At 62.7% G+C, this 22317-nt stretch carries 26 protein-coding genes; 15 read left to right on the forward strand and 11 right to left on the reverse strand.

Features of this window, described 5'->3' with window-relative positions; genetic code table 11:
- Window positions 1–27 precede the first annotated feature (27 nt).
- The 3 genes from V1289_RS42505 to V1289_RS42515 all read right to left on the reverse strand — a co-directional run bounded on the left by V1289_RS42505 (window position 28) and on the right by V1289_RS42515 (window position 1576).
- Window positions 28–177 (reverse strand): hypothetical protein, encoded by a 150-nt coding sequence (locus V1289_RS42505; protein ID WP_309184354.1) that lies wholly within the window; start codon window positions 175–177, stop codon window positions 28–30.
- A 246-nt stretch (window positions 178–423) separates the two neighbouring features.
- Window positions 424–825: a cupin domain-containing protein gene (locus tag V1289_RS42510; RefSeq protein WP_334405414.1), complete on the reverse strand. Its 402-nt coding sequence runs from the start codon at window positions 823–825 to the stop codon at window positions 424–426.
- Window positions 826–880: 55 nt separating this feature from the next.
- Window positions 881–1576 (reverse strand): VOC family protein, encoded by a 696-nt coding sequence (locus tag V1289_RS42515; protein ID WP_334405416.1) that lies wholly within the window; start codon window positions 1574–1576, stop codon window positions 881–883.
- A 222-nt stretch (window positions 1577–1798) separates the two neighbouring features.
- Between V1289_RS42515 and V1289_RS42520 the strand changes: the two genes are divergently transcribed.
- Window positions 1799–2293 (forward strand): MarR family winged helix-turn-helix transcriptional regulator, encoded by a 495-nt coding sequence (locus V1289_RS42520; protein WP_442896229.1) that lies wholly within the window; start codon window positions 1799–1801, stop codon window positions 2291–2293.
- Window positions 2294–2359: 66 nt separating this feature from the next.
- Here the strand turns inward: V1289_RS42520 and V1289_RS42525 are convergent, their stop codons facing one another.
- Window positions 2360–2812: an SRPBCC family protein gene (locus V1289_RS42525; RefSeq protein WP_074277433.1), complete on the reverse strand. Its 453-nt coding sequence runs from the start codon at window positions 2810–2812 to the stop codon at window positions 2360–2362.
- Window positions 2813–2921: 109 nt separating this feature from the next.
- Between V1289_RS42525 and V1289_RS42530 the strand changes: the two genes are divergently transcribed.
- A complete protein-coding gene (locus V1289_RS42530; RefSeq protein ID WP_334405421.1) occupies window positions 2922–4004 on the forward strand; it encodes an adenylate/guanylate cyclase domain-containing protein in 1083 nt (360 codons plus the stop codon).
- Between the two features lie 229 nt (window positions 4005–4233).
- A complete protein-coding gene (locus tag V1289_RS42535; protein WP_334405423.1) occupies window positions 4234–4806 on the forward strand; it encodes a histidine phosphatase family protein in 573 nt (190 codons plus the stop codon).
- A gap of 13 nt (window positions 4807–4819) precedes the next feature.
- On the opposite strand, the gene V1289_RS42540 is transcribed toward V1289_RS42535, so the two are convergent.
- Entirely contained in the window at window positions 4820–5458 is a 639-nt protein-coding gene (locus V1289_RS42540) for a Vgb family protein (RefSeq protein ID WP_309184360.1), read from the reverse strand.
- A gap of 127 nt (window positions 5459–5585) precedes the next feature.
- Complete coding sequence (locus tag V1289_RS42545) at window positions 5586–6806, reverse strand: helix-turn-helix domain-containing protein (RefSeq protein ID WP_334405427.1); 1221 nt, start codon at window positions 6804–6806, stop codon at window positions 5586–5588.
- Between the two features lie 120 nt (window positions 6807–6926).
- On the opposite strand from V1289_RS42545, the gene V1289_RS42550 reads away from it, so the two are divergent.
- The 6 genes from V1289_RS42550 (at window position 6927) to V1289_RS42575 (ending at window position 13580) form a co-directional block, all read left to right on the forward strand.
- Entirely contained in the window at window positions 6927–7697 is a 771-nt protein-coding gene (locus V1289_RS42550; protein WP_334405429.1) for a DUF899 domain-containing protein, read from the forward strand.
- Window positions 7698–7750: 53 nt separating this feature from the next.
- Window positions 7751–8062 (forward strand): hypothetical protein, encoded by a 312-nt coding sequence (locus V1289_RS42555; RefSeq protein ID WP_334405431.1) that lies wholly within the window; start codon window positions 7751–7753, stop codon window positions 8060–8062.
- Window positions 8063–8316: 254 nt separating this feature from the next.
- A complete protein-coding gene (locus V1289_RS42560) occupies window positions 8317–8667 on the forward strand; it encodes a Lin0512 family protein (RefSeq protein ID WP_334405433.1) in 351 nt (116 codons plus the stop codon).
- A gap of 193 nt (window positions 8668–8860) precedes the next feature.
- Entirely contained in the window at window positions 8861–10198 is a 1338-nt protein-coding gene (locus tag V1289_RS42565) for an amidohydrolase (protein ID WP_334405435.1), read from the forward strand.
- Entirely contained in the window at window positions 10182–10892 is a 711-nt protein-coding gene (locus V1289_RS42570) for a GNAT family N-acetyltransferase (protein WP_334405437.1), read from the forward strand. The genes V1289_RS42565 and V1289_RS42570 overlap by 17 nt, the downstream gene beginning before the upstream one ends.
- A gap of 195 nt (window positions 10893–11087) precedes the next feature.
- Window positions 11088–13580, forward strand: a complete 2493-nt coding sequence (locus tag V1289_RS42575; protein WP_334405439.1) for a DEAD/DEAH box helicase — start codon at window positions 11088–11090, stop codon at window positions 13578–13580.
- Window positions 13581–13606: 26 nt separating this feature from the next.
- Here the strand turns inward: V1289_RS42575 and V1289_RS42580 are convergent, their stop codons facing one another.
- On the reverse strand, window positions 13607–14470 hold the full coding sequence (locus V1289_RS42580; protein WP_334405441.1) for an SDR family oxidoreductase: 864 nt from the start codon (window positions 14468–14470) through the stop codon (window positions 13607–13609).
- An 80-nt stretch (window positions 14471–14550) separates the two neighbouring features.
- On the opposite strand from V1289_RS42580, the gene V1289_RS42585 reads away from it, so the two are divergent.
- Window positions 14551–15255: a glutathione S-transferase family protein gene (locus tag V1289_RS42585; RefSeq protein WP_334405442.1), complete on the forward strand. Its 705-nt coding sequence runs from the start codon at window positions 14551–14553 to the stop codon at window positions 15253–15255.
- Here V1289_RS42585 and V1289_RS42590 read toward each other — a convergent pair.
- Together V1289_RS42590 and V1289_RS42595 are read right to left on the reverse strand one after the other, a co-directional pair.
- Window positions 15252–15806 (reverse strand): disulfide bond formation protein B, encoded by a 555-nt coding sequence (locus tag V1289_RS42590; RefSeq protein ID WP_334405443.1) that lies wholly within the window; start codon window positions 15804–15806, stop codon window positions 15252–15254. The two genes, V1289_RS42585 and V1289_RS42590, sit on opposite strands and share 4 nt — an antisense overlap.
- Window positions 15807–15814: 8 nt before the next feature.
- Window positions 15815–15973, reverse strand: a complete 159-nt coding sequence (locus tag V1289_RS42595) for a DUF5993 family protein (RefSeq protein ID WP_334405444.1) — start codon at window positions 15971–15973, stop codon at window positions 15815–15817.
- Window positions 15974–16199: 226 nt separating this feature from the next.
- Here V1289_RS42595 and V1289_RS42600 point away from each other — a divergent pair, with 226 nt between their 5' ends.
- Both V1289_RS42600 and V1289_RS42605 read left to right on the forward strand, forming a co-directional pair.
- Window positions 16200–17519, forward strand: a complete 1320-nt coding sequence (locus V1289_RS42600; RefSeq protein ID WP_334405445.1) for a dicarboxylate/amino acid:cation symporter — start codon at window positions 16200–16202, stop codon at window positions 17517–17519.
- A 14-nt stretch (window positions 17520–17533) separates the two neighbouring features.
- Window positions 17534–17905, forward strand: coding sequence for an ArsC family reductase (locus V1289_RS42605; RefSeq protein ID WP_334405446.1), 372 nt, complete (start codon window positions 17534–17536; stop codon window positions 17903–17905).
- Here V1289_RS42605 and V1289_RS42610 read toward each other — a convergent pair.
- Both V1289_RS42610 and V1289_RS42615 read right to left on the reverse strand, forming a co-directional pair.
- Window positions 17902–18528, reverse strand: a complete 627-nt coding sequence (locus V1289_RS42610; protein WP_334405448.1) for a hypothetical protein — start codon at window positions 18526–18528, stop codon at window positions 17902–17904. The two genes, V1289_RS42605 and V1289_RS42610, sit on opposite strands and share 4 nt — an antisense overlap.
- A gap of 4 nt (window positions 18529–18532) precedes the next feature.
- Complete coding sequence (locus tag V1289_RS42615; protein WP_334405450.1) at window positions 18533–19135, reverse strand: hypothetical protein; 603 nt, start codon at window positions 19133–19135, stop codon at window positions 18533–18535.
- Between the two features lie 372 nt (window positions 19136–19507).
- Between V1289_RS42615 and V1289_RS42620 the strand changes: the two genes are divergently transcribed.
- From V1289_RS42620 to V1289_RS42630, 3 genes are read left to right on the forward strand one after another with little or no spacing between them, the layout of a single operon-like run.
- The gene (locus tag V1289_RS42620; RefSeq protein WP_334405452.1) at window positions 19508–20263 is read left to right on the forward strand and encodes an ABC transporter ATP-binding protein; all 756 of its coding nucleotides are present in this window, start codon (window positions 19508–19510) and stop codon (window positions 20261–20263) included.
- Window positions 20256–20999: an ABC transporter ATP-binding protein gene (locus tag V1289_RS42625; protein WP_442896134.1), complete on the forward strand. Its 744-nt coding sequence runs from the start codon at window positions 20256–20258 to the stop codon at window positions 20997–20999. The genes V1289_RS42620 and V1289_RS42625 overlap by 8 nt, the downstream gene beginning before the upstream one ends.
- A gap of 33 nt (window positions 21000–21032) precedes the next feature.
- Complete coding sequence (locus V1289_RS42630) at window positions 21033–22253, forward strand: ABC transporter substrate-binding protein (protein WP_334405454.1); 1221 nt, start codon at window positions 21033–21035, stop codon at window positions 22251–22253.
- Window positions 22254–22317: the final 64 nt, after the last annotated feature.

Genomic DNA, 22317 nt, shown 5'->3' on the forward strand with positions numbered 1-22317 from the left:
CGGACGGCTTCGGGTTGACCGGATGGGTCAGTCACAGGCCGCGTGCGGGATCATCCACGTCGAAAACGTCTGCCAGACGCCATCGCCGAGATGGCGCTGGTAGGCGACGAAGTCGGCATCGTCGCCGTGCACGAGTTCATAGCGATGGTATCCGGACTTTTCGGTTGGCTTGGTCATTGGACTTCTCCTTAACAGGAACTACTACTGAGCTAGTCGCTACGCCGCGCCGATCAATGGAATGACAATAATCATATCTTCAACTTGTCGAGAGCCGAATTGGCCGCGGCGTTGTTGCTTCACCGAAACAGCAGCGATGGGCCGAATTGCGCTATGGCAAGGAGCACGACGATCAACAGCACACCCAATATGAGGAGCTTTCGCGTTGTCATCATCCTGGACCCCTGTTACTTCCTGAAGCCGCCGTCACTTCACCAGTGTGAGCAGCGGCTTGCCTTTCTCGACGATGTAGGTCGCCAGTTCACTGCCGGTGCCGCTGCCGACGTTCTTCGCCGAATGGACCGTTCCGGCGGGAATGAAGAGGACGTCGCCGGGCTTGAGCGTCACCGGCGGCTTGTCCTCGATCTGATACTCAAGCGTGCCTTCGAGGACATAGATGATCTCTTCGCCCGGATGCGTATGCTTGCCGAACGCCACGCCGGACGCGAGATCGACCCGCACCTGGACCGCCTCGCGCCCGGGGGCGCTGAGATCGTGCCGCTGCAGGTCGGTACGCTTGACGCCCGGCTGCTGCGCCAGCGCCGGGGGCAGCGTCAGACCGCTTGCGAAAATCAGCGCCGCCAAAGCCAAGCTTCGAACCGTCGTCATGTGAACCTCCTGTTATGCGTCAGTGAACCCGTGTGTAACGATCGGGGGCCGCGGCTTACGACGGCAGCGGCTCGCCGGCCTGCTCGCGGGCGATGTAGTCGGCGTACCAGTCCGGCCAGTTGGCATCGTGCTGGCCGCCGTTCCGTTTCTCGTGCTCGCCATGCGCGGCCGCCGCACGCCGGAGCGCGGCGGCAAGATCAGTCGACGAGGCGAAACTCGCGCCGTGCGCATCCACGCGTCCAGGCAATCGCGTGGTGATTTCCTGCAGCAGCCAGCCATTGCCGTCGGGATCCCTGAACGAGGCGTAGGAGCGGTAGCTGCCACGGTGAGGATCCAGGCCGCTGACCCGGTGTCGCCCCGACAGATAGGGCTCGTCGGTGCCGGTGTGTTTGTCGCCGACGGGGTGGAAGATTTCACCGACGTCAGCACCGCGGCTGCGCAGTTCGTTGCGGGCGGCCTCGATGTCGGAGACGATCAGATAGAGTCCCTGGGCGGAGCCGGGGGCTGCCGCGGTGACGTTCTTGCCGAAGATGACGGAGGCCGGCGAGCTGGGCGGCGTGAACTGGATCACGCGCCAATCGTCACCGGAGGCGAAGTCGGCGTCGAGTCGCCAGCCCAGGCCGGTGTAGAACGCCTTGGCGCGATCGACGTCGGAAACCGGGATGACGGCGATCTCGAGCTTCAGCTCGACCGCCGGTGCTTTCGGGGTCTCAATTGCAGTCGTCCCGGTTCGTTCCTTGATGTCTGTCATGGTTCTCTCCTTGGTGTTTGGAAGGGTGTGCGGCGGTTGATTGAGTTATATCGTGTACGATCGAATCGGATACGATGTATAAAAGCCACCGCACTTCCGATGTCAACCCTTCCGATTTAATCGGATACGATATATATGGGTGCGAGGCTTCACATGTTCGTGTCGGAAGGGTGCCCCATGACGCTGAAAGACGGTTCCAAGGCCAATCCCAAGGATAATCCCATGGACAATCCCAAGGCCAATTCCAGAGACCATTCAAAAGCGAAGCAGAAACCGGCCGCGAGCGACCGGCGCCTTGCCGACTTCCTGTGCTTTGCGATCTATTCGGCTAACCTCGCCTACGGGCGGGCCTACAAGCAGGGCCTCGATGAACTCGGGCTTACCTACCCGCAATGGATCGCGATCGTGGCGCTGTGGGAAGAGGACGGCCAGACCGTGAGCGATCTCGGCGACAAGATGTTCCTCGAATCCAACACCCTCACGCCGGTCCTGAAAAAGCTTGAAGCGATGGGTTATTTGCGCCGGCAGCGCGATCCCGCAGACGAGCGGCAGGTGCGCGTAAGCCTCACCGACGCCGGCCGAAGGCTGCGCGAGAAGGGCATGCACATGAAGCTGGTGAAGTCGAGCGGGCTCAAGCCGGACGAATTCGCGCGCCTGCAGAAAAGCATCGTGACGCTCCGCGACACTCTGATCAAGGCGACGGCGGAGGAGGAATGAGCGATGGACAAAGTCGACAAGGAGGCCATCGTCGGCCTCGCGAGCGAGCCGGAACACTAAAATGCGTCAGGCTACCTTGCGGTTGGGGTCGGGACCGGGATCGCCGCCGGAGGCGGCTTGAGCCAGCCTTGCGAAATAGTGGGTCCAGCCCTTGTCATGGTTGGCGCAGCTCGCAGCGTCCGGCAGGCCGCTATGGGTCATGCGCAACAGCGTCCCGTTCGCCTCATGATCGATCAGGTCGATCTCGATCAGGCTCGAGCCCGGCGGTACATTTTTGTCACGCTCGTCCCAGCCGAAGCTATAGGCGAGGCGGTGGACCGGAATAACCTCGGTGAACCTGCCGCGGGCGACGTCCTTGCCGGTAACGTTGACGAGGTAAAGGCCGCCGGGATGCGGTTCCATCGTCGCCTCCGTGCCCATCCATCGCAGGATTTTCTGGGGATCGGTGAGGAAAGCGAACACGGTCGCTGGCGGTGCCGCTATGTGGACCTCGCGCCGGACGATGAGCGGTTCGATCATCGGAAGCCTCCGTTGCTCCGTGCTGGATAAAAGCACATTCCTGCCTGCGAGCCCAGTTTGGTAACGATGCCATGGTGACAGGTCTCCGCCGCGGCCGCATTGTTCCCGCATGAAGTTGCCCATCACCCTTGCGTGGCTGCTCGACGAGGCCAGCACCGCTGATAGCGCTGACCATTTCCTGGCCGCGCTCGGCGCACGGCTGATCGCCGATGATTTGCCGCTCGCCGGCGGTGCATTGACGCTGGCGGCGCCGCATCCAATGATCGCGCGCCGCACCTGGCTATGGCGGGCGGAGACCGGCGTGGTGATCGAGGCGCTGGGCTTCGAGGCTTTGGGCTCGGCCGGGTCCGGGCAGGACAATGTCGGCCGCGATTGGCTGACGCGGCTTGGCGGCGCGGTGGTGCAACAGGATGTCGCCGGTCCCGCGCCGGATGGTCCCGAACTTGGCTGGTCGATCTTGCGGCCGCTCACCGGGCAGGAATCTGCGTTGCTGCACCAGGCGGCGCGTTTCGCCGCGGCACCGCTCGCCGTGCTAGCAACGCGATCGACGCTCGCAGCGCTGCTCGAGGCTTATCTCGGCCGGCGCAGCGCGGCGCAGGTGCTGGCGGGACGGCTGCGGCGCCAAACCGGCGAGACCATCCGCGCGGTGCTTCTGTTTGGTGATCTGCGCGATTTCACGGCGCTGTCCGAGACGATGGCGCCGGAGGCGGTGGTCACAGCACTCGACGCCTGGTTCGACCGCATCGCCGGCGCCGTTCACGCGTTCGGAGGCGAGGTGCTGAAATTCATCGGCGACGGGGTGCTTGCGATTTTTCCGATCGGCGAGCGATCGCCTTCCGCCGCCTGCGACGCTGCGCTCAGCGCCGTCGGCGCGGCCCGGGCCGGAATGACACATCTCGACAGGACACGCCAACAGCAAGGCCTGCCGCCGCTGCCCTTCGGCGCAGCGTTGCACCTCGGCGAGATGCTGTGGGGCAACATCGGCACCGCCGACCGGCTGGATTTCACCGCGATCGGTCCCGCCGTCAATCTTGTCAGCCGACTCGAAGGACTATGCCGGCCGCTTGGCCGCAGCGTGCTGATCTCGGGCGCGGTCGCAGCCGAGACGAACATGAAGCTGATCTCGCTCGGTGAGCAGGATTTGCGCGGCATCGCCACGCCTTGTGCGGTCTTCACGCTGCGGGAGGATTAAAAACTGAGGATGGGTGAGGGCGCATCGCGCCGCGCGCATGCGGACTTGCATCCATCGCTGTCTGAATGTTCCCACCAAAGCCGTCACACCGTCGTGATCGTTAGCCTTGAGAATGGGCAGAACCGCACAAACATTCTTTAGTAGAGATAACGTGATATGCGCCGCTATAGTTGCGATACCGAATATCCTTCGGTAAAGTTTCAGAACGACAACTTCCATGAGGCCAGAGATGGACGCACTCACGATTTTTATCATTCGTCACGGTGAAAAGCCCGGTGAGACCTGGCCGGGGCCGGGCTTTATGGATGATGGCGTTTCGGACACGGAGTCGCTGGTGATCCGGGGATGGCAACGCGCCGGCGCCTGGGCAGCCTTGTTTGGCGCCGGGCTTTCCGACAAGGACTATCCCGCCCCGCAGGCGATCTACGCCGCCACGCCCGGCGCGGACAACGACCCGAACAAGGGGCCGAGCCGTCGTCCCGCCGAAACCATTTCGGCGTTGGCGGCCCGACTCAAGCTGACGCCCAATGAAGGCTTCGGCAAGGGCGACGAAAAACACCTGGTGAACGCGCTGCTGCCGCTGAAAGGCGTCGCGCTGGTGTGCTGGGAGCACAAGGCGATCATCTCCGACATCCTGCCGCGGATTCCGGTCAGCAAAGGCAAGCTGCCGACCAAGTGGGATGGCGATCGCTATGACGTCGTGCTCCGCTTCGACCGGGGCAAGGGCGACGACAAGTTTGCCTTCAAGCCGCTGTATCCCTGCCTGCTCTCGGGGGATTCGGACAAGCCGGTGGATAGTTGAGCCGGCAGGCCGCTCAGCCTCGCTTCGGCCGGCGGACGGCTCGCAGCTTTCCGCTTCCCCCGCCGCCGCAGAAGAATTGATCGCCGCCATCGGACTCGAGGCCGGACACGGCGACGCCGGGCGGCATCTCGAGCCGCTCCAAAACCTCTCCGGTTTCGGGATCGATCCGCCTCACATCGCTCTCGTCGCCTTCCCAGGTGCCATGCCAGAGTTCGCCGTCGACCCAGGTGACCCCGGTGACGAAGCGGTTGGATTCGATGGTGCGAAGGATCGCGCCGGTTTGCGGATCGATTTGATGGATCTTGCGCTCCCGATGCTGCCCGACCCAGAGCGTGCCTTCGGCCCAGGCGAGCCCGGAGTCGCCGCCGCCGCCGGGCGCTGGGATCGTCGAGAGCACACGGCCGGTGTCCGGGTCGATCTTCTGGATGCGATCCTCGGCGATCTGGAACAGATGCCGGCCGTCGAAGGCCGTTCCCGCATGGGCTGGGACATCGATCGCGCGCACCGTCTTGCCGCTCGCGGGATCGAGCGCGTTCAACTTGTCTCCGCACGCAAGCCAGACGTGTTGGCCGTCAAACGTAACCCCGCCGATGCGGTCGATGCCCGGCAGGGGTCCATACTCACGAATGATCTCGGCGGCTGATTTTTTCATGGTTCCTTCCCAGAGCTTCGGTTCTGATTGAATCAGAACCGAAGCTCCGGACTCCTGGTTTTGACGCGTTTTCTTCACGCGAACCGGTACCCACTTCGCTTGAAAACGCTCTGGTTGCGTCTGCATCCTAGTCGCTCGGCAGCGGCGCGGGGAGTAACAAGGTCGTCGCGAATCCCGGCACCGACGGGGTCATCCAGCGACGCGCGCGGCCGCGGCCAAACGACTGCACCTTGCTGGCTGCCGCAAGCGCGTCGAGCGCCCGCTGCACGGTGCGCTGGTTGGCGCCGAGCGCCAGCGCCAGCGCCGAACTCGACCACGATTCGCCATCGGCGAGGAAGGCGAGCACCGCCGCATGCCGCTCGTCGACCGGCCGCGCCAGCACGACGACCTCGCGGGCGCGGCGCGGCGTCAGCGCAAAGCCCTGGCTGGTCGCGTTCACGCCGGCCAGCGTCCGCAGCAATGTGCGCAGCCGCCCGATCTCGACCCGCAACCGGGCGCGATGCGATTCATCGGCGTGCTTGCCGCCGAAGGCCCGGGCCACGAGCACGTCCCGCGGCACGTCTTTCGGCCACGCCTCGGCCAGCGCGCGGGCGAGCGCGAACAACACCGGACGCCTGGCGAGCGAGACCGCCGCGCGCGGGTCACGCACGACATGACGGAGGGCGTCCACGACCAGCGCTTTCGACGCCTGCAACGTTTCGACCTCATCAAGCAGAAGAGGGCGCTCCTCGCCACGCGCGATCAGGCGTGCCGCCGGTGTGTTCAGCATGAAAGAGGCGCTTTCGATCTCCGCGGTCAGCGCAGGGATGCCGGCATGGCGCGCCGCGCGCTCGGCCCGGGCGAGGGCTGCGCGCGCGGCCCTGGCGTGGAGGCGTCGCATCGCGATCCCCGCAACCACAAGCTCGTGGGCGGCCCGCGATGCGGGCGGGAAGGGGGCGGGATCGAGCCCGGCAAGCGCCTGCTCGGTGGCGTCGACGCGCCCGATCAGGAGCAGGCGCCGGACCTCGAGATAGCGCGCATGCGCGGCATTCAGCCGGTCGCCATGCGCTTCGAGCGTGATCCGCGCGGCGTCGAGCGTTTTTGCAGGCCAGCCCAGGTCGCGCGAGACCAGCGCGATCTCGGCTTCCGCAACGACACACCGCGCGCGGGCCACCGCCTCCTTCGGACCGAAGGCGCGCGCCGCACTGTGCAGCAGCGTTTTCGCTCGACTGAAATCGCCGAGCTGCGCCATTGCGATGCCCCGGAGTGCCAGCGCCGGCGCGTCGTCGCGCAGGGCGACCCGGTTCAGTGCGCCGAGGGGATCACCCGCCGCAAGCGCGCGCGCCGCGGCCGTAATCAGCGAGTCCATCTAAATCCCGACACACTTGTCACTCCCACCCCTCCGATATCGGGCCCTAATCTATCTCACGACCACCAACCAGCAAGCCGTATCGCGAACGCTGCGGGCGACAAACGACAGGAGAAAACAATGACGATACACACGACCGGAACGCGTGAACAATGGCTGACGGCGCGGCTCGAACTGCTCGAGGCGGAGAAGGACCTGACGCGGCGCAGCGACGAACTGGCGCGGCGGCGCCAGGCGCTGCCGTGGGTGCGCGTCGACAAGGCGTACCGATTCGAGACCGAGGAAGGGGCCGCCTCGCTGGTGGACCTGTTCAGAGGGCGCTCGCAGCTCCTCGTCTACCATTTCATGTTCGGGCCCGATTATGCGGCGGGGTGTCCGTCCTGCTCGGCGATCGCGGATGGCTTCAACGGCTTCGCCGTCCATTTGGCGAACCATGACGTCATGCTTTCCGCGGTGTCGCTGGCTCCGCTGGCAAAACTGCAGGCGTTCAAGCGGCGGATGGGGTGGACGTTCCCCTGGGCGTCCTCGCAGGGCGGCGAGTTCAACTTCGACTTCAACGTGTCGATCACCGAGCAGCAACAGCGCGCTGGGGGCATCGACTACAACTACAAGCGCAGCGGCCATGTGCTGGACGCCAAGCCGGAAGCCGCCGCCGAGGGGCCTGTCGCCTTCGCTGCCATGGCCGGAACCGACACCGCCGGGTTCATGCGCCAGCGGCCGGGCATGAGCGCGTTCACGCATGAGGACGGCGTCGTCTACCACACCTATTCCACCTATGCGCGCGGACTGGATGGCCTGTGGGGCATGTACCAGTGGCTCGACCGTGCCCCGAGAGGGCGCAACGAGACGGGCCTCTGGTGGCGCCACCATGATCAGTACGACAAGCGATGAGCGCGGTCATGGATGTCGTCGGCGCCACCGCGGGACGTTGCCGGAGAGAAATCATGGGTGAGGCTTACACCGGCGAACGCGCGAGCGGCGTGATCCGTCACGAAAGCGGCCGCGCCGCCACGCTCCGCGCAGCCGACTGGCTATGCCTCGCGGCCGCGCCGACCTTCGCCATCATGGCGTTGCTTACGGGTGTTCCCGCCAGCGGCCCGCCGGAGATGCTCTGCTCGGCCGCGTCGCCGCTGAGCGGAATGGCGCCGATGTACCTGCTGATGAGTGCCTTCCATTTGGGGCCCTGGCTGAAGCTGATCTCCAGACGACGAAGGGGCCGCGCCTCGACGCCGTCGCCGGAGGACACGACCTCCTGAGATCGCAGCATTCGGAATGTTGCACACGAGGCTGCGGGCGCATCGGGCACCCGGCATTTCCTGCGCCCTCTGTTATCACGGGGGGAAAGGCTCTGGCACCGCTCGGGCGCATCGCGCCGCGGGATCGTTTTCGTTTTTCCCTCAGCTCTCTGAGATTGACTCGAACTTGCGAGCCGCTTGCGTTCCGAACGCCTTGGCGCGAAACTCTCGCTCAAGATCGATATCCCTCGCACCCTAACGAAAGCAAAAAACCGATGGCACGCGTGCGCTGTATCACTGAAATGGGCATGGGCGTTGATGTTCACGGCGGCGATGCGACGAAGGCGGCCAAGCGGGCGGTCTCGGACGCGATCCGCCATTCCAGTCTCGGGTTCTTCAGGATGCTGGGCAAGACCGCAAAGGACATGTTCGTCGACGTCACGATCGGCGTGCCGGACCCGAGCTCGGTCGACACCGCTGCGGTCGCGAAAGAGCTGCCTTACGGCACGGTGACCGTGACCGCGGTGAAGGGCGGACTGGAGATTCCTGCCGAGCAGGGCAGTGATTCCATCCTCATCGCCAATGCCGCCGTGATCGTTAGTCTCGATGACAGCGCGGCAGGCTAGAGCGTTTTCGAGCGAAGTGGATGCCGGTTCGCGTGAAGAAAACGCGTCAAAACAAGAATCTAGCGCATTGGTTCTGATTCGATCAGAACCGATGCTCTAGACACCCATCTATCGGGGGTTCAAGTTGTCCGTCTCGTGCAATTCGTGTTCGATCGTGAAATCCGGATTTGGGCACACAGGGAGCGTCAGTGCCATGAAACATTTTGCCAAGCCTTTCCTGATGTCTGCCGCGCTGTGTGTGGCGACGTTCTTGCCCGCGCACGCGGAGATGGACGTTGCGCGGCTCAAGGCTACGATCGAGCAATCGGTCGAAGCCGACTATCCAAAGCTGGATGCCCTCTACAAGGATATCCACGCCCATCCGGAGATCGCCTTCCAGGAAGTGAAGACCGCCGCAAAGCTCGCCGCTGAAATGCGCGCGCTCGGTTTCGAGGTTACCGAGAAGGTCGGCAAGACCGGCCTGGTCGCGATCTACAAAAACGGCGACGGTCCCACCATCATGGTGCGCACCGAGCTCGACGCGCTGCCGATGGAAGAGAAGACCGGCCTTTCCTACGCAAGCCACGACAAGACCGTTTGGAACGGGCGCGAGACCTTTGTGGCGCATAGCTGCGGCCACGATATCCACATGGCGAGTTGGGTAGGGACGGCAAAGACGCTGGTCGGCCTGAAGGACCAGTGGCAGGGCACCCTGATGTTCATCGCCCAGCCGGCCGAAGAAACCGTATCGGGCGCCAAGGCCATGCTGGCCGATGGCCTGTTCACGCGCTTCAAGAAGCCCGATTTCGGCTTTGCCCTGCACGACGGGCCGTTCCCCTACGGCTACATCAGCTATCGCGTCGGCATCGGCTCGTCGAATTCCGACAGCCTCGAAATTACGTTCCACGGCCGCGGTGGTCACGGCGCGGCGCCGCAGCGAACCATCGATCCCGTGATGATGGCCGCACGCTTCGTCGTCGACGTGCAAAGCGTGATCAGCCGCGAAAAGGACCCGACCGAATTCGGCGTGGTCAGCATCGGTGCTATTCAGGGCGGGACGGCCGAAAACATCATTCCCGACGACGTGCTGCTGCGCGGAACCATCCGTACCTTCAAGCCCGAGGTCCGCGCCAAAATGCTGGCGGGGATCGAGCGGACCGCGAAGGCCGCCGCCGCGATGTCGGATGCGCCCGCGCCCGATATCAAGATCACCGAGGGCGCCAAGGCTGTGATGAACGATCCCCAGGTGGTGGCGACCGCCGAAAAGGTGCTGAAGGCCGCGTTCGGCGACAAGTTCAGGACCTCTCCTCCGGGCACGCCGAGCGAGGATTATTCCGAGTTTGTCAATGCTGGGGTGCCGTCGATGTTTTTCAACATCGGCGTCTACGAACTTGAACGCTTCGTCGCGGCAAACAACGGCACCGGACCTGAACTGCCGTCGAATCATTCGCCGCTGTTCGCCCCGGTGCCGAAGCCGACCATTGAAACCGGCGTTACGGCCATGACGCTCGCCGTGCTCAGCGCGTTCGATCAGCATGCGCGTGGCAAGTGAAAGCCGTCCGGTTCCGGTGCATCCGCTTGATCGTCCGATCTGGAGCGCGCTGACGACCCGGCAACAGTCCTTGGCGGAAGGCGGTGCCATGGCACGGCGTTATCCGCCTGCGATCGCGCCGTTCGCGGACATGGTGGATATGTCGCCAAAGAGTTTCGCCGCGCTCGGCGCGATCCTGTCCGGATCCGAAATCGCCGTGTTGTTCACGCCAGACGCCGTGACCGCGCCCGATGAGTTCAAGATTCTGCTTGCCGAAACTGGAGAGCAGATGATTGGAACGCCCGCGGAAAGCTCGCTTCCTGGGGTTGAGACCGTCACACTCGGTGTCAACGATGTTCCAGAGATGATCGCGTTGACCGAGCTCACAAAACCCGGCCCCTTCAGCGCGCGCACCCATGAGCTGGGTACTTTTCTCGGCATCCGCATCGACGGTCAGCTCGTCGCGATGACGGGCGAGCGAATGAAGCCCGGCCATTACACCGAGATGACGGCCGTCTGCGTGCATCCCGATCACCGCGGCCGCGGCTACGCGCAAATGCTGCTTGGCGCGGTTGCCCGCCAGATCGTGTCGCGCGGAGAGATTCCGTTCCTGCATGTGTTTTCGAACAACACATCCGCGATCGCGCTCTACCAGCGGCAGGGAATGGAAATCCGCCGTCGTCTGCATGTGACGGTGTTGCAGAAGCAGATCTGATATTTCGCCAGCAATGATTGAGCGGGAGCGATCTAGGCTATCTCGACCGATGGCTATTAAACGTCCCCAAATATGAGCATGAGGCCAGTCGAACCCTTGCGCGGATTGTTCTAGGATGAAGCCGTTGGGCCGCGAACTCGGCTTGTTCGAAATCTTCGTTGGCCGCGAAACCTCTTCCGAACGGACCGTCCTGCCATGAAATCCAAGCGCCGAAACCTGAATTTCACTGCCAAGCCGAAGAAGGAACCGAAGCTCTCCCGCACCCATGCGCCCGCCGATCTATCGCCGCTGGCCTGGCAACGCGGCTTGCGCCGCCAATTCGGCCGCGAGCAAGCGTTCGGGCTTGAAAACCTCGGCAGCGAACCGTTTTTCTCCGAATTTCGGGTCAGCAATCCCGTTTCGAAGTCCAGCTATCGCGTGGCGATTCGAGGCTTGGGACCGGGCGGCAATTTCTGTTCATGCCCGGATTATGCCACCAGCGAGTTGGGAACCTGCAAGCATCTGGAATTCACGCTTGCGCGACTGGAAAAAATACGCGGCGCCAGGACGGCGTTCGCGCGCGGTTACCAGCCGGCGTTTTCCGAGTTATATCTGCGTAATGATGGCAAACGCCGCGTGCATTTTCGCGCCGGAACGGATTGCCCGCCGGAGGTGAGTGAGGCCGCCGCCGATTTGTTCGACGCCGGGCACAATGGAATATTGCCGGACGATCGCCTTGACGAACTGGACCGCTTCATGACCATGGTGTCGAAGAGCGGTCATGAGTTGCGCGCGTACGACGATGCGCTCGATTTCGTCGCCGGGAGACGGGACGCGGACCGTCGGGCTTCAAAGCTCGAGCAGTTGTTCCCGCGCGGCGCCACTGATCCCAAGCTGCGGTCTCTTTTGAAGGTGCCACTGTATCCCTACCAGGCTGAGGGCGCGCTGTTCGCAGTGCGGATCGGCCGGGCCCTCATCGGCGACGACATGGGGCTCGGCAAGACGATACAGGCAATCGCCGCGACAGAAATATTGGCGCGGGATTTTGGCGTCTCGAAGGTTCTGGTGGTCTGCCCAACGTCCCTCAAATATCAATGGCAAAGCGAGATTGCGCGTTTCTCGGGGCGGGAAGGTGAGGATGCTGCACGCGTCATCAACGGCGGCCGAGCGCAGCGGCAGAAGGACTACGCCTACGACGACTTCTGCAAGATCACGAACTACGAGAAACTCCAACCCGATCTCGACCTGATTGCGGCATGGGCGCCCGAATTGGTCATCGTCGATGAAGCCCAACGGGTGAAGAACTGGAACACCATTGCGGCGCGCGCCTTGAAGCGGATTGATAGCTCCTATGCTATCGTGCTGACCGGCACGCCGTTGGAAAACAAGCTGGAGGAATTGATTTCCATCGTTCAGTTCGTCGATCAGCATCGGCTGGGGCCAACCTGGAAGCTGCTGCACGAGCATCAGGTCAAGGACGAAGCCGGTCGAGTCACCGGCTATACCGGGCTGGAGAAGATCGGCCAAACGCTGGCGCCGATCATGATTCGCCGCCGCAAATCCGAGGTACTGCGGCAACTGCCGAGCCGGACCGACCAGAACCTGCTGGTGCCGATGACGGAGTCGCAGATGGATTATCATGAGGAAAACGCCGACGAGGTGGGGAAAATCGTCAGGCGCTGGCGCAAGACCAGGTTTCTGTCGGACAAGGATCAGCGGCGGCTGATGTGTGCCCTGCAGAACATGCGCATGTCGTGCAACAGCACCTACCTGCTGGATCAGGAATCCGACCATGGTGTCAAGGCGGACGAATTGGCGGCACTGTTCGACGAATTATTCGCTGAGCCCGACGCCAAGGCGGTGGTGTTTTCGCAATGGACGCGGACCCATGACATCGTCATCCGCCGCCTCGAAGCGCGGGGGGTCGGCTACGTCAGTTTCCACGGCGGTGTGCCGTCGGACAAGCGCCCGGCACTGATCGAGCGTTTTCGCGATGACCCCGCCTGCCGCGTGTTTCTGTCGACCGATGCCGGGAGCACCGGTCTCAATCTGCAGCATGCTTCGACCCTGGTGAACATGGATTTGCCGTGGAATCCGGCGGTCCTCGAACAACGTATCGCTCGCATCCATCGCATGGGTCAGGTGCGACCGGTGCGGGTCATCAATTTCGTGGCAAAGGGCACCATTGAGGAGGGGATGCTTTCGACGCTGGCGTTCAAACGCTCCTTGTCGGCCGGAATTCTCGACGGCGGCAGCGGCGAGATTTCGCTCGGCGGCTCGCGTCTCAGCCGCTTCATGAAGGAGGTGGAGAGCGTCACCGGAAATATGGGTGAGGGCGAGGCCGTGACGCCGGCAGAGGAAGTGACGAATACAGTCACCGCCGATGGCGCGGGATCAGTGGAAGCGGCCGGTGCGGATCCGAGCGTTGACGCTCGAGCGACGGCGGTGGCTCGGGCCGATGGGTCCGCAGTGCCACCGCGCGATACGAATTCCGACCCGTGGCAAGCCCTGGCGCAGGTTGGCGCTCAGTTTATTGCCGCGCTGGCTGCTGCCAGCAATCCCGACGCCGCCGCGCATCCCTGGATTGAGCGCGATCCAAACACCGGCGCGCAAAACCTCAAAATGCCGCTGCCGGCACCGGAAACCGCGAGAAAAATTGCCGATATGCTTTCCGCGTTCGCGGACAGCTTGCGGGGCAGGACGGCGTGACGGGCGGCCGCAGTTGAACGATGGCCTTAGTCGCCAAAATACGCCGGCTTGCCCGTGGTCCACGTCTCGCCCCACAATTGGCCGCCGCCATCGACCGTCAGCGTCTCGCCGGTGACGAATCTTCCCGAAGGCGCCGCGAGATACACGCTGGCCTCCGCGATGTCCCAGGGCGAGCCCGCGCGCATCATCGGGTTGGAGCGCGGGTAGGCGGCGCGGGCTTGCGGCGTGTAGACCTTCCAGCCCTCGGTCTCGATCGCGCCGGGCGCCACGCAGTTCACCCGGATGTTCAGCGGCGCCCATTCGACGGCGACGGCGCGCGACAATCCGATGACGCCGGACCGCGCCGCGATCGTGTGCGCGATGCCGTAAAGCCCGTGCGTTGTCACCACCACGATGTTGACGATGCTGCCGGGATGCTTGTGGTCGCGCCAGCGCTGGGCGGCCGCCTGCATCATGTACCAGGTGCCGTTCAGATTGGTATTGATGACCGCGTTCCAGCCTTTCACCGAAAAGTCGATTGCGGGTTGCGGAAACTGGCCGCCGGCGCTGTTGATGAGATGGTCGACGCGGCCATGCGCCGCCCAGACCGTTTCGAACAGGGCGTTGATCGCATCCGGCTCCCGGATGTCGGCAACGCAGGCGGATGCCCCGAGGTTTCGGCCGGCCAATTCGGCGACGAGGGCGTCGAGCTTGTCCTGATTGCGGCCGATGACGGCGACATGCGCGCCGAGCCGTGCAAACAGCCAGACGATCGCGCGGCCGATGCCGCCGGTACCGCCGGAGACGAGGACGACCTGATCCCTGAGCAGGTCGGTCGCGAACACGGTCGGATGAACCGCAAGCTCCGTGTCGGTCAGGCCAAGTTTTTCCGTCGTCTGGTGATCGTTCATGAGTAACGCCGGCCCTTGCCACGTGCGGATAGGCCCGTACATTAGCCACCCAACAAGAACCAAGCAAAGAACGAGTTTTGATGTCCGGTCTTTCCGCCTTTCCGATTACCGCACGCTGGCCAGCCAAACACCCCGACCGCCTTCAGCTGTATTCGCTACCGACGCCAAACGGCGTCAAGGTCTCGATCATGCTGGAAGAGATCGGCTTGCCCTACGAAGTGCATCTCGTCGACTTCAGCAAGGACGACCAGAAGACGCCCGAATTCCTGTCGCTGAACCCGAACGGCAAGATCCCGGCGATCCTCGATCCGGATGGCCCCGGCAGCAAGCCGCTTCCCCTGTTCGAGTCCGGCGCGATCCTGCAATATCTTGCCGAGAAAACCGGAAAACTGCTGCCCTCGGACGCTGCGCGCCGCTACCAGACCATCCAGTGGCTGCACTTCCAGATGGGCGGGATCGGGCCGATGTTCGGCCAGGTTGGCTTCTTCCACAAATTCGCCGGCAAAGATTTTCCGGATAAGCGGCCGCTAGAGCGCTACGTCGCGGAATCAAAACGCCTGCTGGGCGTGATCGAGACGCACCTCGCGGGACGGCAATGGATCATGGACGACGATTTTACCATCGCTGACATCTCCATGCTCGGCTGGGTGCGCAACCTGGTCGGCTTTTACGGTGCGCGTGAGATCGTTGCGTTCGATACGCTCACACACGTGCCCGCCTGGCTGGAGCGCGGCCTGGCGCGGCCTGCCGTGGAGCGTGGCCTGAACATTCCGAAACGGCCTTAAGCGGCGTGCTTGAGCAGTTCGTAGACCGTGGGGTTGTCGGCGCAGGCGCCAAAACCGCATTCCAGCAGCGTCGAGACCACATTCAGCGCCGTCAGCCCGATCATGAGCCACACCGCGGCTTGCGCGAAAGCGCCGCCGGAGATCGGTTGCGGTGCGGTGTCGTCGAACTGGCGGTCGAACAGCAGGATGGAAGCGAGCAGCACGATGGCTGCGATGAAGCCGATCAGCGCCCAGGTATAATAATGAAAGCCGAGCAGCGCCGAGCCGTAGCCGGCGTCTCCCGGCATGATGTGCAGCAGCACCTGTCGCGTCGAAACGACCGCGCCGGCAACGGCTGCGAACAGCGACATCGCGTAATGGCTGGGACGGGGTCCGAACCGGATGTTCAGAATTGGGCCGATGGCCAGCGTCGCGAACAGGATGCGCTGCAGCAGGCACAGCGGGCAGGGCAATTCGTGCAGCACGAATTGCGCGGCAAACGCGGCCGCCAGCACCAGCGCCACGGCATAAAGGCCAAGCGCATTCAGGGTGATGGCGCGGGTTTGGGTCATCGCATATCTCAGAACGACAGTTTCAGCGTGTCGGTGGCGTGATGCAGATAGGTCGCGACGCAGGCGATCATGACGGTGGCGAACAGACCGAGCGCGAGCGGACGCGGGCCGCGCCAGGCGACCAGCATGACGATGGCGGTGGCCAGAAACAGTGCGGTAAATTCCATCATCGGCCCCCGGCAGCAAATGCGACGGCACTTTATGGCTGATTCGCCGACCCGGTTTGAATAAAAACAGGCCCATCAGCCACGCGGTGGACGACGAACGCAGGCGGTCCTTGCCGTGGGGTCATGAAATTACCTTGATGCGCCGCGAGATGATTTTTCATTGTCCGCCGCGCGGCTCTATCCCATGATGGCCCAAGAGCTTTCTCATTCCCGTTCCGAGCGCGCCATGACCACAGCAGCAATCCGCCCTGCCATCCATCATCAGCCCTGGTACAAGATCCTGTATCTTCAGGTTCTGATTGCGATCGCGCTCGGCGTCCTGATCGGATATTTCTATCCGGATCTCGGCAAGGAGCTGAAGCCGCTCGGCGACGGCTTCATTGCACTGATCAAGATGATGATTGCGCCGGTGATCTTCTGCACCGTCGTGCACGGCATTTCCTCGATGGGTGATCTGAAGCGCGTCGGACGGGTCGGCCTGAAGGCGCTGATCTATTTCGAGGCCGTGTCCACGGTGGCGCTGGCCGTCGGCCTGATTGTCGGCGAAGTGCTTCAGCCCGGGCACGGCTTCAACATCGATCCGGCTACGATCGACCCCAAATCCGTCGCCTCCTATGTCAGCAAGGCGAAAGAGGAAGGCATCGTCGCGCATCTGCTCGGGATCATTCCCGACAGCTATTTCGGGGCGCTCGCCCGCGGCGACCTGCTGCAGGTCTTGCTGATCTCGATCCTTTCCGGCTTTGCCGTCGCCTTTCTCGGCAAGGCCGGCGAGCCGATCGCGTATGCGATCGATCAGGCCGCCAAAATGTTCTTCAGGGTGATCGCCATCATCGTCCGCGTCGCGCCGATCGGCGCCTTCGGGGCGATGGCGTTCACGGTCGGCGCCTACGGGCTCAATTCGCTGTGGAACCTGATCGCGCTGATCGCCACCTTCTATCTGACCAGCGTGCTGTTCGTATTGGTCGTGCTCGGCGCGATTGCGCGCATCTCGGGTTTCTCGATCATCCGCTTCATTGCCTACATCAAGGACGAACTGTTGATCGTGCTTGGGACGTCGTCGTCGGAGACGGTGCTGCCGCAGATGATCCAGAAGATGGAGCACCTCGGCGCGTCGCGGCCGGTGGTTGGGCTCGTCATCCCGACCGGCTACAGCTTCAATCTCGACGGCACCAATATCTATATGACGCTGGCGACGTTGTTCCTGGCCCAGGCGACCAACACCCACCTGACGATCTGGCACGAGCTCGCTATTCTCGGCATCGCCATCATCACCTCGAAGGGCGCCTCCGGCGTGACGGGGGCGGGCTTCATCACGCTGGCCGCGACCCTTTCCATCGTGCCGGACATACCGATCCAGTCGATCGCCATCCTTGTCGGCATCGACAAATTCATGAGCGAGTGCCGCGCGCTGACCAACCTGATCGGCAATGGCGTTGCCTGCATCGTCATCAGCCGCTCGGAAGGCGAACTCGACAAGGACAAGCTGCACGAGGCGATGGCGCATCCGATCGAACTCGGCGAGGCGCTCGAGCCCGGCGCAACTTAGAAAAGACACATGCGATGAGCATCACCATCTACGGCATCAAGAACTGCGACACCATGAAGAAGGCGCGGACCTGGCTCGACGGCCATGGCGTGGCCTACGATTTCCACGACTACAAGACCGCGGGTATTGCGATGGAAAAGCTCAAGCAATGGTCCGACGAAGTCGGATGGGAGACGCTGCTCAACCGCGCCGGCACCACGTTCAAGAAATTGCCCGATGCCGACAAGGAGGGCCTGAACGAGCGCAAGGCGCTGGCGCTGATGCTGGCCCAGCCCTCGATGATCAAGCGGCCCGTGCTCGACCTCGGCGGCAAATTGCTTGTTGGCTTCAAGCCCGACATCTACGCCAGCGAAGTAGCGTCGAAGCCGCGCGGGCGGAAGGGCTAATCCGGCTCGATCACATCGTCGTCGGACAGACGCCGGTCTGCCCGGCTCGGAACGAATTCGCGATCGATGATGGCCCTGATCAGGATCACGGGCAGGGCTTTCGGCTTCAGACCCATCAGATTATTGATCTTGAAGCCGCCCTCGATGCTGATGCTCTTGTAGGAACCGACGATCTGCTCGACTTTAGAGCTGCTGCCGAACGGCAGCAGCAGCCGCTCATAGGAAACGTCCTTGCCGTCGGCGTCCTGCACCGTTGAAATCGAATAGGCCGGCCGCCTGTGCGTCACGCAAGCGCGATATAGCTCAATCACGTTGGCGTAACGTTCTGGCCCGATCGCATCGTCGAGGTAGCGGTTGGTTCGCTTGTCCGGATCGATATGCTCGTTGCCATAGGTGGCGGTCAGACGGACGCCCTCCTGGGTAATCAGGAAGCGCGCGCTGTCGCCAATGCCCCTGACTTCAAATCCCATCATGTCGGCCAGTTCTTCGCCGAAGCGGTTCGGCTGGAAGTTGCCGATGAGGGGGAGGGGCCGGTGCCTGGCGGCGGCGCGCAGCCAGGTGTTCAGGAGCTCACGCTGCTTGATCGACCTGATCACCGAGGGATCGGAACTTTCGAATTCCATGGAGCTAGCCGAATTCGAGCACGTCGCCGGGCGGAATGCGGCCGGGTGCGCGATGAAAAAGATCGCGATCGATAATGCTGCGAAGTTTCGGCACCGGCAGCTTGTCGTTTCCACGCATCAGATTCTTGATCTCGAAGCCACCGTCCTCGCTGATGGTCTTCAGCGACGCGATGATGTGGGTGACGTTGCCGCCGCCCGAGAACGGCAGCAGCAGCCGCTCATAGGCAACGATTCGCCCGTAGATGTCATCGATATTGGCGATGGTATAGGCGGGAAGGCGGCGGACGATGCATTCGTAATAGACCGGCATCACGATCGGCGCGAGCCTCGTGCCCAGATATTCGTCGAGATAGCGGCCCTTGCCGGTGCTGCCATAGGCGCTCGACGTCCGCGTGCCGTCGCTCTGGATCGTCAGCCGCGGCGGCTCAGACGTCGTATCGACGGCGCAAAACACCAGGTCCGGGAGTTCATCCTCGATCCGCGCCGGCTGATATTCGTCAATGCGCGGCAGCGAATGGTCGCGGGCGTAAAGCCGCAGCCAATTGTTGAGCAGGTCGCGCTGCTTGATCGATTTGACGACCGATGGGTTGGCGCTTTCGAAATGCAAAGCCGCGATCTCTAAATATGTAAATCACGTCATGATGGGCCCGAGGCGGAAATATTCTATGAAAACGCGTGAATGCAGCAAAACACCGTTAACGCTCGCTTTCCGGTTTGCGGGAGGCGGCGGAAAACGGCTGGCAAACCCGGATGATCCTGTCCACCGGCAATTCGACTAAGGGCGGATTCGGAACCGGTCCTAATGCTTTGCACACGCCCAGCTTTCCACCTTGCCTAATCCCCGCCGTTGACGGCATATTCCGGCCCGGAGGCGGCAGGTCCGGGGCGTTCCAAGGCGTCCGGGAGAACCTGGCTGGTTAGGAAAAAATTGGCCACACGCGAGGGGACTTCGCGGCGATGGCTGATGGGGGAAATTTGTTTGGCCGATGAGTTCATTCTCGAAACCCATGGATTGACCAAGGAATTCGCGGGTTTCTTTGCCGTTCGCGACGTCGCCCTCAAGGTGCGCCGCGGCAGCATTCATGCGTTGATCGGGCCGAATGGCGCCGGCAAGACCACGTGCTTCAACCTGCTGACCAAATTCCTGAAGCCTTCGGCGGGACAGATTCTCTATAAGGGGCAGGACATCACCGCGATGGCGCCGGCCGATGTGGCCCGCCTCGGCTTGGTGCGCTCGTTCCAGATTTCAGCGGTATTTCCGCATCTGACCGCGCTCGAAAATGTCCGTGTCGCGCTGCAGCGCCAGCACGGCAGTTCCTTCGACTTCTGGCGCTCCAAGAGCGTGCTCGACCGCTTCAACGACCGCGCTCATGAACTGCTGAACGATGTCGGCCTGAGCGAATTTGCCAACACGCCGGCGGTCGAGATGCCCTACGGGCGCAAACGCGCACTTGAAATAGCAACGACGCTGGCGCTCGACCCAGAGATGATGCTGCTCGACGAGCCGATGGCCGGCATGGGCCATGAGGACATCGACAAGATCGCGGCGCTGATCAAGCGCATTTCGGCGAAGTACACCATCCTGATGGTCGAACATAATCTGTCCGTGGTGGCCAATTTGTCCGACATCATCACAGTGCTGACGCGCGGTCAGGTCCTGGCGGAAGGCAACTATGCCGACCTGTCCAAGGACGAGCGCGTCAAGGAAGCCTATCTGGGGGCCGGTCATGCCTGAACTGAAAATGGCCGAAGCCGCCGCGAAACCGGCGGACACGCAAGTGCTGTCGGTCAACGATCTGCAGGCCTGGTACGGCGAATCCCACATCCTTCACGGCATCAACTTCAATGTGAACGCCGGCGAGGTGGTGACGCTGCTCGGCCGCAATGGCGCCGGCAAGACCACCACGCTGAAATCCGTGATGGGGATCATCGGCAAGCGCACCGGCTCGATCCGCTTCGACGGCAAGGAAATCACGCGCGCCTCGTCCGACAAGATCGCGCGGATGGGGATCGCGTTCTGTCCCGAGGAGCGCGGGATTTTCTCCAGCCTCGACGTGCGCGAGAACCTGCTGCTGCCGCCGATCGTGCGCGCAGGCGGGCTGTCGCTGGATCAGATTTTCGATCTGTTCCCGAATTTGAAAGAGCGCCTCAACAGCCAGGGCACCAAACTTTCGGGCGGCGAGCAGCAGATGCTGGCGATCGCGCGAATCCTGCGCACCGGCGCCCGCTTCCTGATGCTGGACGAGCCGACCGAAGGTCTGGCGCCGGTCATCATCCAGCAGATCGGCCACACCATCGCGCGGCTCAAGAAGGAGGGATTCACCATCCTTCTGGTCGAGCAGAATTTCCGCTTCGCCTCGACGGTCGCCGATCGCTACTACATCGTCGAGCACGGCAAGGTGATCGACGGCTTCGCCAATTCGGAGCTGTCGGCCAATATGGACAAGCTCCACACCTATCTCGGCGTCTGAAACACGTTCCAAGGCAGCCTTCACGGAGTAGATATGAAAAATAGAATTTCGGTTTTCTTGATTGGTGCCGCACTTGCAATGGCCGCGAACGGCGTCGCCCTTGCGCAGGACAAAACGATAAAAATCGGCGTGCTGACTGATAATTCGGGGCTCTACTCCGACCTCGGCGGCGCGGGCTCCACCTTGGCTGCCCAGATGGCCATTGAGGATTCCGGCATGGCCGGCAAGGGCTGGAAGATCGATCTGATCTCCGCCGACCACCAGAACAAGCCGGACATCGGCGCCACCATTGCGCGCCAATGGATCGACGTCGAGAAGGTCGACATCTTCATGGACGTGCTGAACTCCGGCGTGGCCCTCGCGGTCAACAATCTGGTGAAGGAGAAGAACTCCATCATGATCAATACCGGCGCGGCTTCGTCGGATCTCACCAACGCCCAGTGTTCACCGAACACGATTCATTGGGTCTATGACACCTACATGCTCGCCAACAGCACCGGTCAGGCGCTGGTGAAGGCCGGTGGCGACACCTGGTTCTTCCTTACCGCCGACTACGCGTTCGGCGCGGCGCTGGAGCGCGACACCACCGCAGTGGTGGTGAAGTCGGGTGGCAAGGTCATTGGTGGAGTCAAGCATCCCTTGAACTCGTCGGACTTCTCGTCGTTCCTGCTGCAGGCGCAGGCGTCCAAAGCCAAGATTATCGGCATGGCTAACGCCGGTGGCGACACCACGAACACGATCAAGCAGGCATCGGAATTTGGTATCGTTGCCGGAGGGCAGAAACTCGCCGGGCTCCTGCTGTTCATTACCGACGTTCACTCGCTCGGCCTGAAGGTGGCACAGGGGCTGAATTTCACCGAAACCTTCTACTGGGACCTGAACGACGGGACCCGCGCCTTTTCCAAGCGCTTTTCCGAGCGCATGAAGAACAAGGCGGAGCCGTCAATGGTGCAGGCGGGCGTCTATTCCGGCCTGATCCACTACTTTAAGGCACTCGAAGCAATGGGTGGCAATCCACATGACGGCGCCAAGGTGGTGGCGAAAATGAAGGAACTGCCGACGGACGATCCGCTGTTCGGCAAGGGGTCGATCCGCGTCGATGGCCGCAAGATTCACCCGGCCTATCTGTTCGAGGTCAAGAAGCCTGAGGAATCCAAGGGACCCTGGGATTATTACAAGCTGGTTGGGACGACTCCGGGAGACCAGGCTTTCAGGCCGCTTTCGGAAAGCGCTTGCCCGCTGGTGAAGAAGTAACACCGGTAACCCGCCGGCCTTGCGCCGGCGGGTGTCGAACCCACGTCATCCAAGATTGAGTGCG

This window comes from Bradyrhizobium sp. AZCC 2289, from assembly GCF_036924615.1.
In the GTDB taxonomy this organism is placed as follows: Bacteria; Pseudomonadota; Alphaproteobacteria; order Rhizobiales; family Xanthobacteraceae; genus Bradyrhizobium.

Excerpts from the sequence above, each read along its gene's own strand:
- V1289_RS42505 (WP_309184354.1), bottom strand. The coding sequence starts at position 177 with ATGACCAAGCCAACCGAAAAGTCCGGATACCATCGCTATGAACTCGTG.
- V1289_RS42510 (WP_334405414.1), bottom strand. The coding sequence starts at position 825 with ATGACGACGGTTCGAAGCTTGGCTTTGGCGGCGCTGATTTTCGCAAGC.
- V1289_RS42515 (WP_334405416.1), bottom strand. The coding sequence starts at position 1,576 with ATGACAGACATCAAGGAACGAACCGGGACGACTGCAATTGAGACCCCG.
- V1289_RS42520 (WP_442896229.1), top strand. The coding sequence starts at position 1,799 with ATGGACAATCCCAAGGCCAATTCCAGAGACCATTCAAAAGCGAAGCAG.
- V1289_RS42525 (WP_074277433.1), bottom strand. The coding sequence starts at position 2,812 with ATGATCGAACCGCTCATCGTCCGGCGCGAGGTCCACATAGCGGCACCG.
- V1289_RS42530 (WP_334405421.1), top strand. The coding sequence starts at position 2,922 with ATGAAGTTGCCCATCACCCTTGCGTGGCTGCTCGACGAGGCCAGCACC.
- V1289_RS42535 (WP_334405423.1), top strand. The coding sequence starts at position 4,234 with ATGGACGCACTCACGATTTTTATCATTCGTCACGGTGAAAAGCCCGGT.
- V1289_RS42540 (WP_309184360.1), bottom strand. The coding sequence starts at position 5,458 with ATGAAAAAATCAGCCGCCGAGATCATTCGTGAGTATGGACCCCTGCCG.
- V1289_RS42545 (WP_334405427.1), bottom strand. The coding sequence starts at position 6,806 with ATGGACTCGCTGATTACGGCCGCGGCGCGCGCGCTTGCGGCGGGTGAT.
- V1289_RS42550 (WP_334405429.1), top strand. The coding sequence starts at position 6,927 with ATGACGATACACACGACCGGAACGCGTGAACAATGGCTGACGGCGCGG.
- V1289_RS42555 (WP_334405431.1), top strand. The coding sequence starts at position 7,751 with ATGGGTGAGGCTTACACCGGCGAACGCGCGAGCGGCGTGATCCGTCAC.
- V1289_RS42560 (WP_334405433.1), top strand. The coding sequence starts at position 8,317 with ATGGCACGCGTGCGCTGTATCACTGAAATGGGCATGGGCGTTGATGTT.
- V1289_RS42565 (WP_334405435.1), top strand. The coding sequence starts at position 8,861 with ATGAAACATTTTGCCAAGCCTTTCCTGATGTCTGCCGCGCTGTGTGTG.
- V1289_RS42570 (WP_334405437.1), top strand. The coding sequence starts at position 10,182 with ATGCGCGTGGCAAGTGAAAGCCGTCCGGTTCCGGTGCATCCGCTTGAT.
- V1289_RS42575 (WP_334405439.1), top strand. The coding sequence starts at position 11,088 with ATGAAATCCAAGCGCCGAAACCTGAATTTCACTGCCAAGCCGAAGAAG.
- V1289_RS42580 (WP_334405441.1), bottom strand. The coding sequence starts at position 14,470 with ATGAACGATCACCAGACGACGGAAAAACTTGGCCTGACCGACACGGAG.
- V1289_RS42585 (WP_334405442.1), top strand. The coding sequence starts at position 14,551 with ATGTCCGGTCTTTCCGCCTTTCCGATTACCGCACGCTGGCCAGCCAAA.
- V1289_RS42590 (WP_334405443.1), bottom strand. The coding sequence starts at position 15,806 with ATGACCCAAACCCGCGCCATCACCCTGAATGCGCTTGGCCTTTATGCC.
- V1289_RS42595 (WP_334405444.1), bottom strand. The coding sequence starts at position 15,973 with ATGGAATTTACCGCACTGTTTCTGGCCACCGCCATCGTCATGCTGGTC.
- V1289_RS42600 (WP_334405445.1), top strand. The coding sequence starts at position 16,200 with ATGACCACAGCAGCAATCCGCCCTGCCATCCATCATCAGCCCTGGTAC.
- V1289_RS42605 (WP_334405446.1), top strand. The coding sequence starts at position 17,534 with ATGAGCATCACCATCTACGGCATCAAGAACTGCGACACCATGAAGAAG.
- V1289_RS42610 (WP_334405448.1), bottom strand. The coding sequence starts at position 18,528 with ATGGAATTCGAAAGTTCCGATCCCTCGGTGATCAGGTCGATCAAGCAG.
- V1289_RS42625 (WP_442896134.1), top strand. The coding sequence starts at position 20,256 with ATGCCTGAACTGAAAATGGCCGAAGCCGCCGCGAAACCGGCGGACACG.
- V1289_RS42630 (WP_334405454.1), top strand. The coding sequence starts at position 21,033 with ATGAAAAATAGAATTTCGGTTTTCTTGATTGGTGCCGCACTTGCAATG.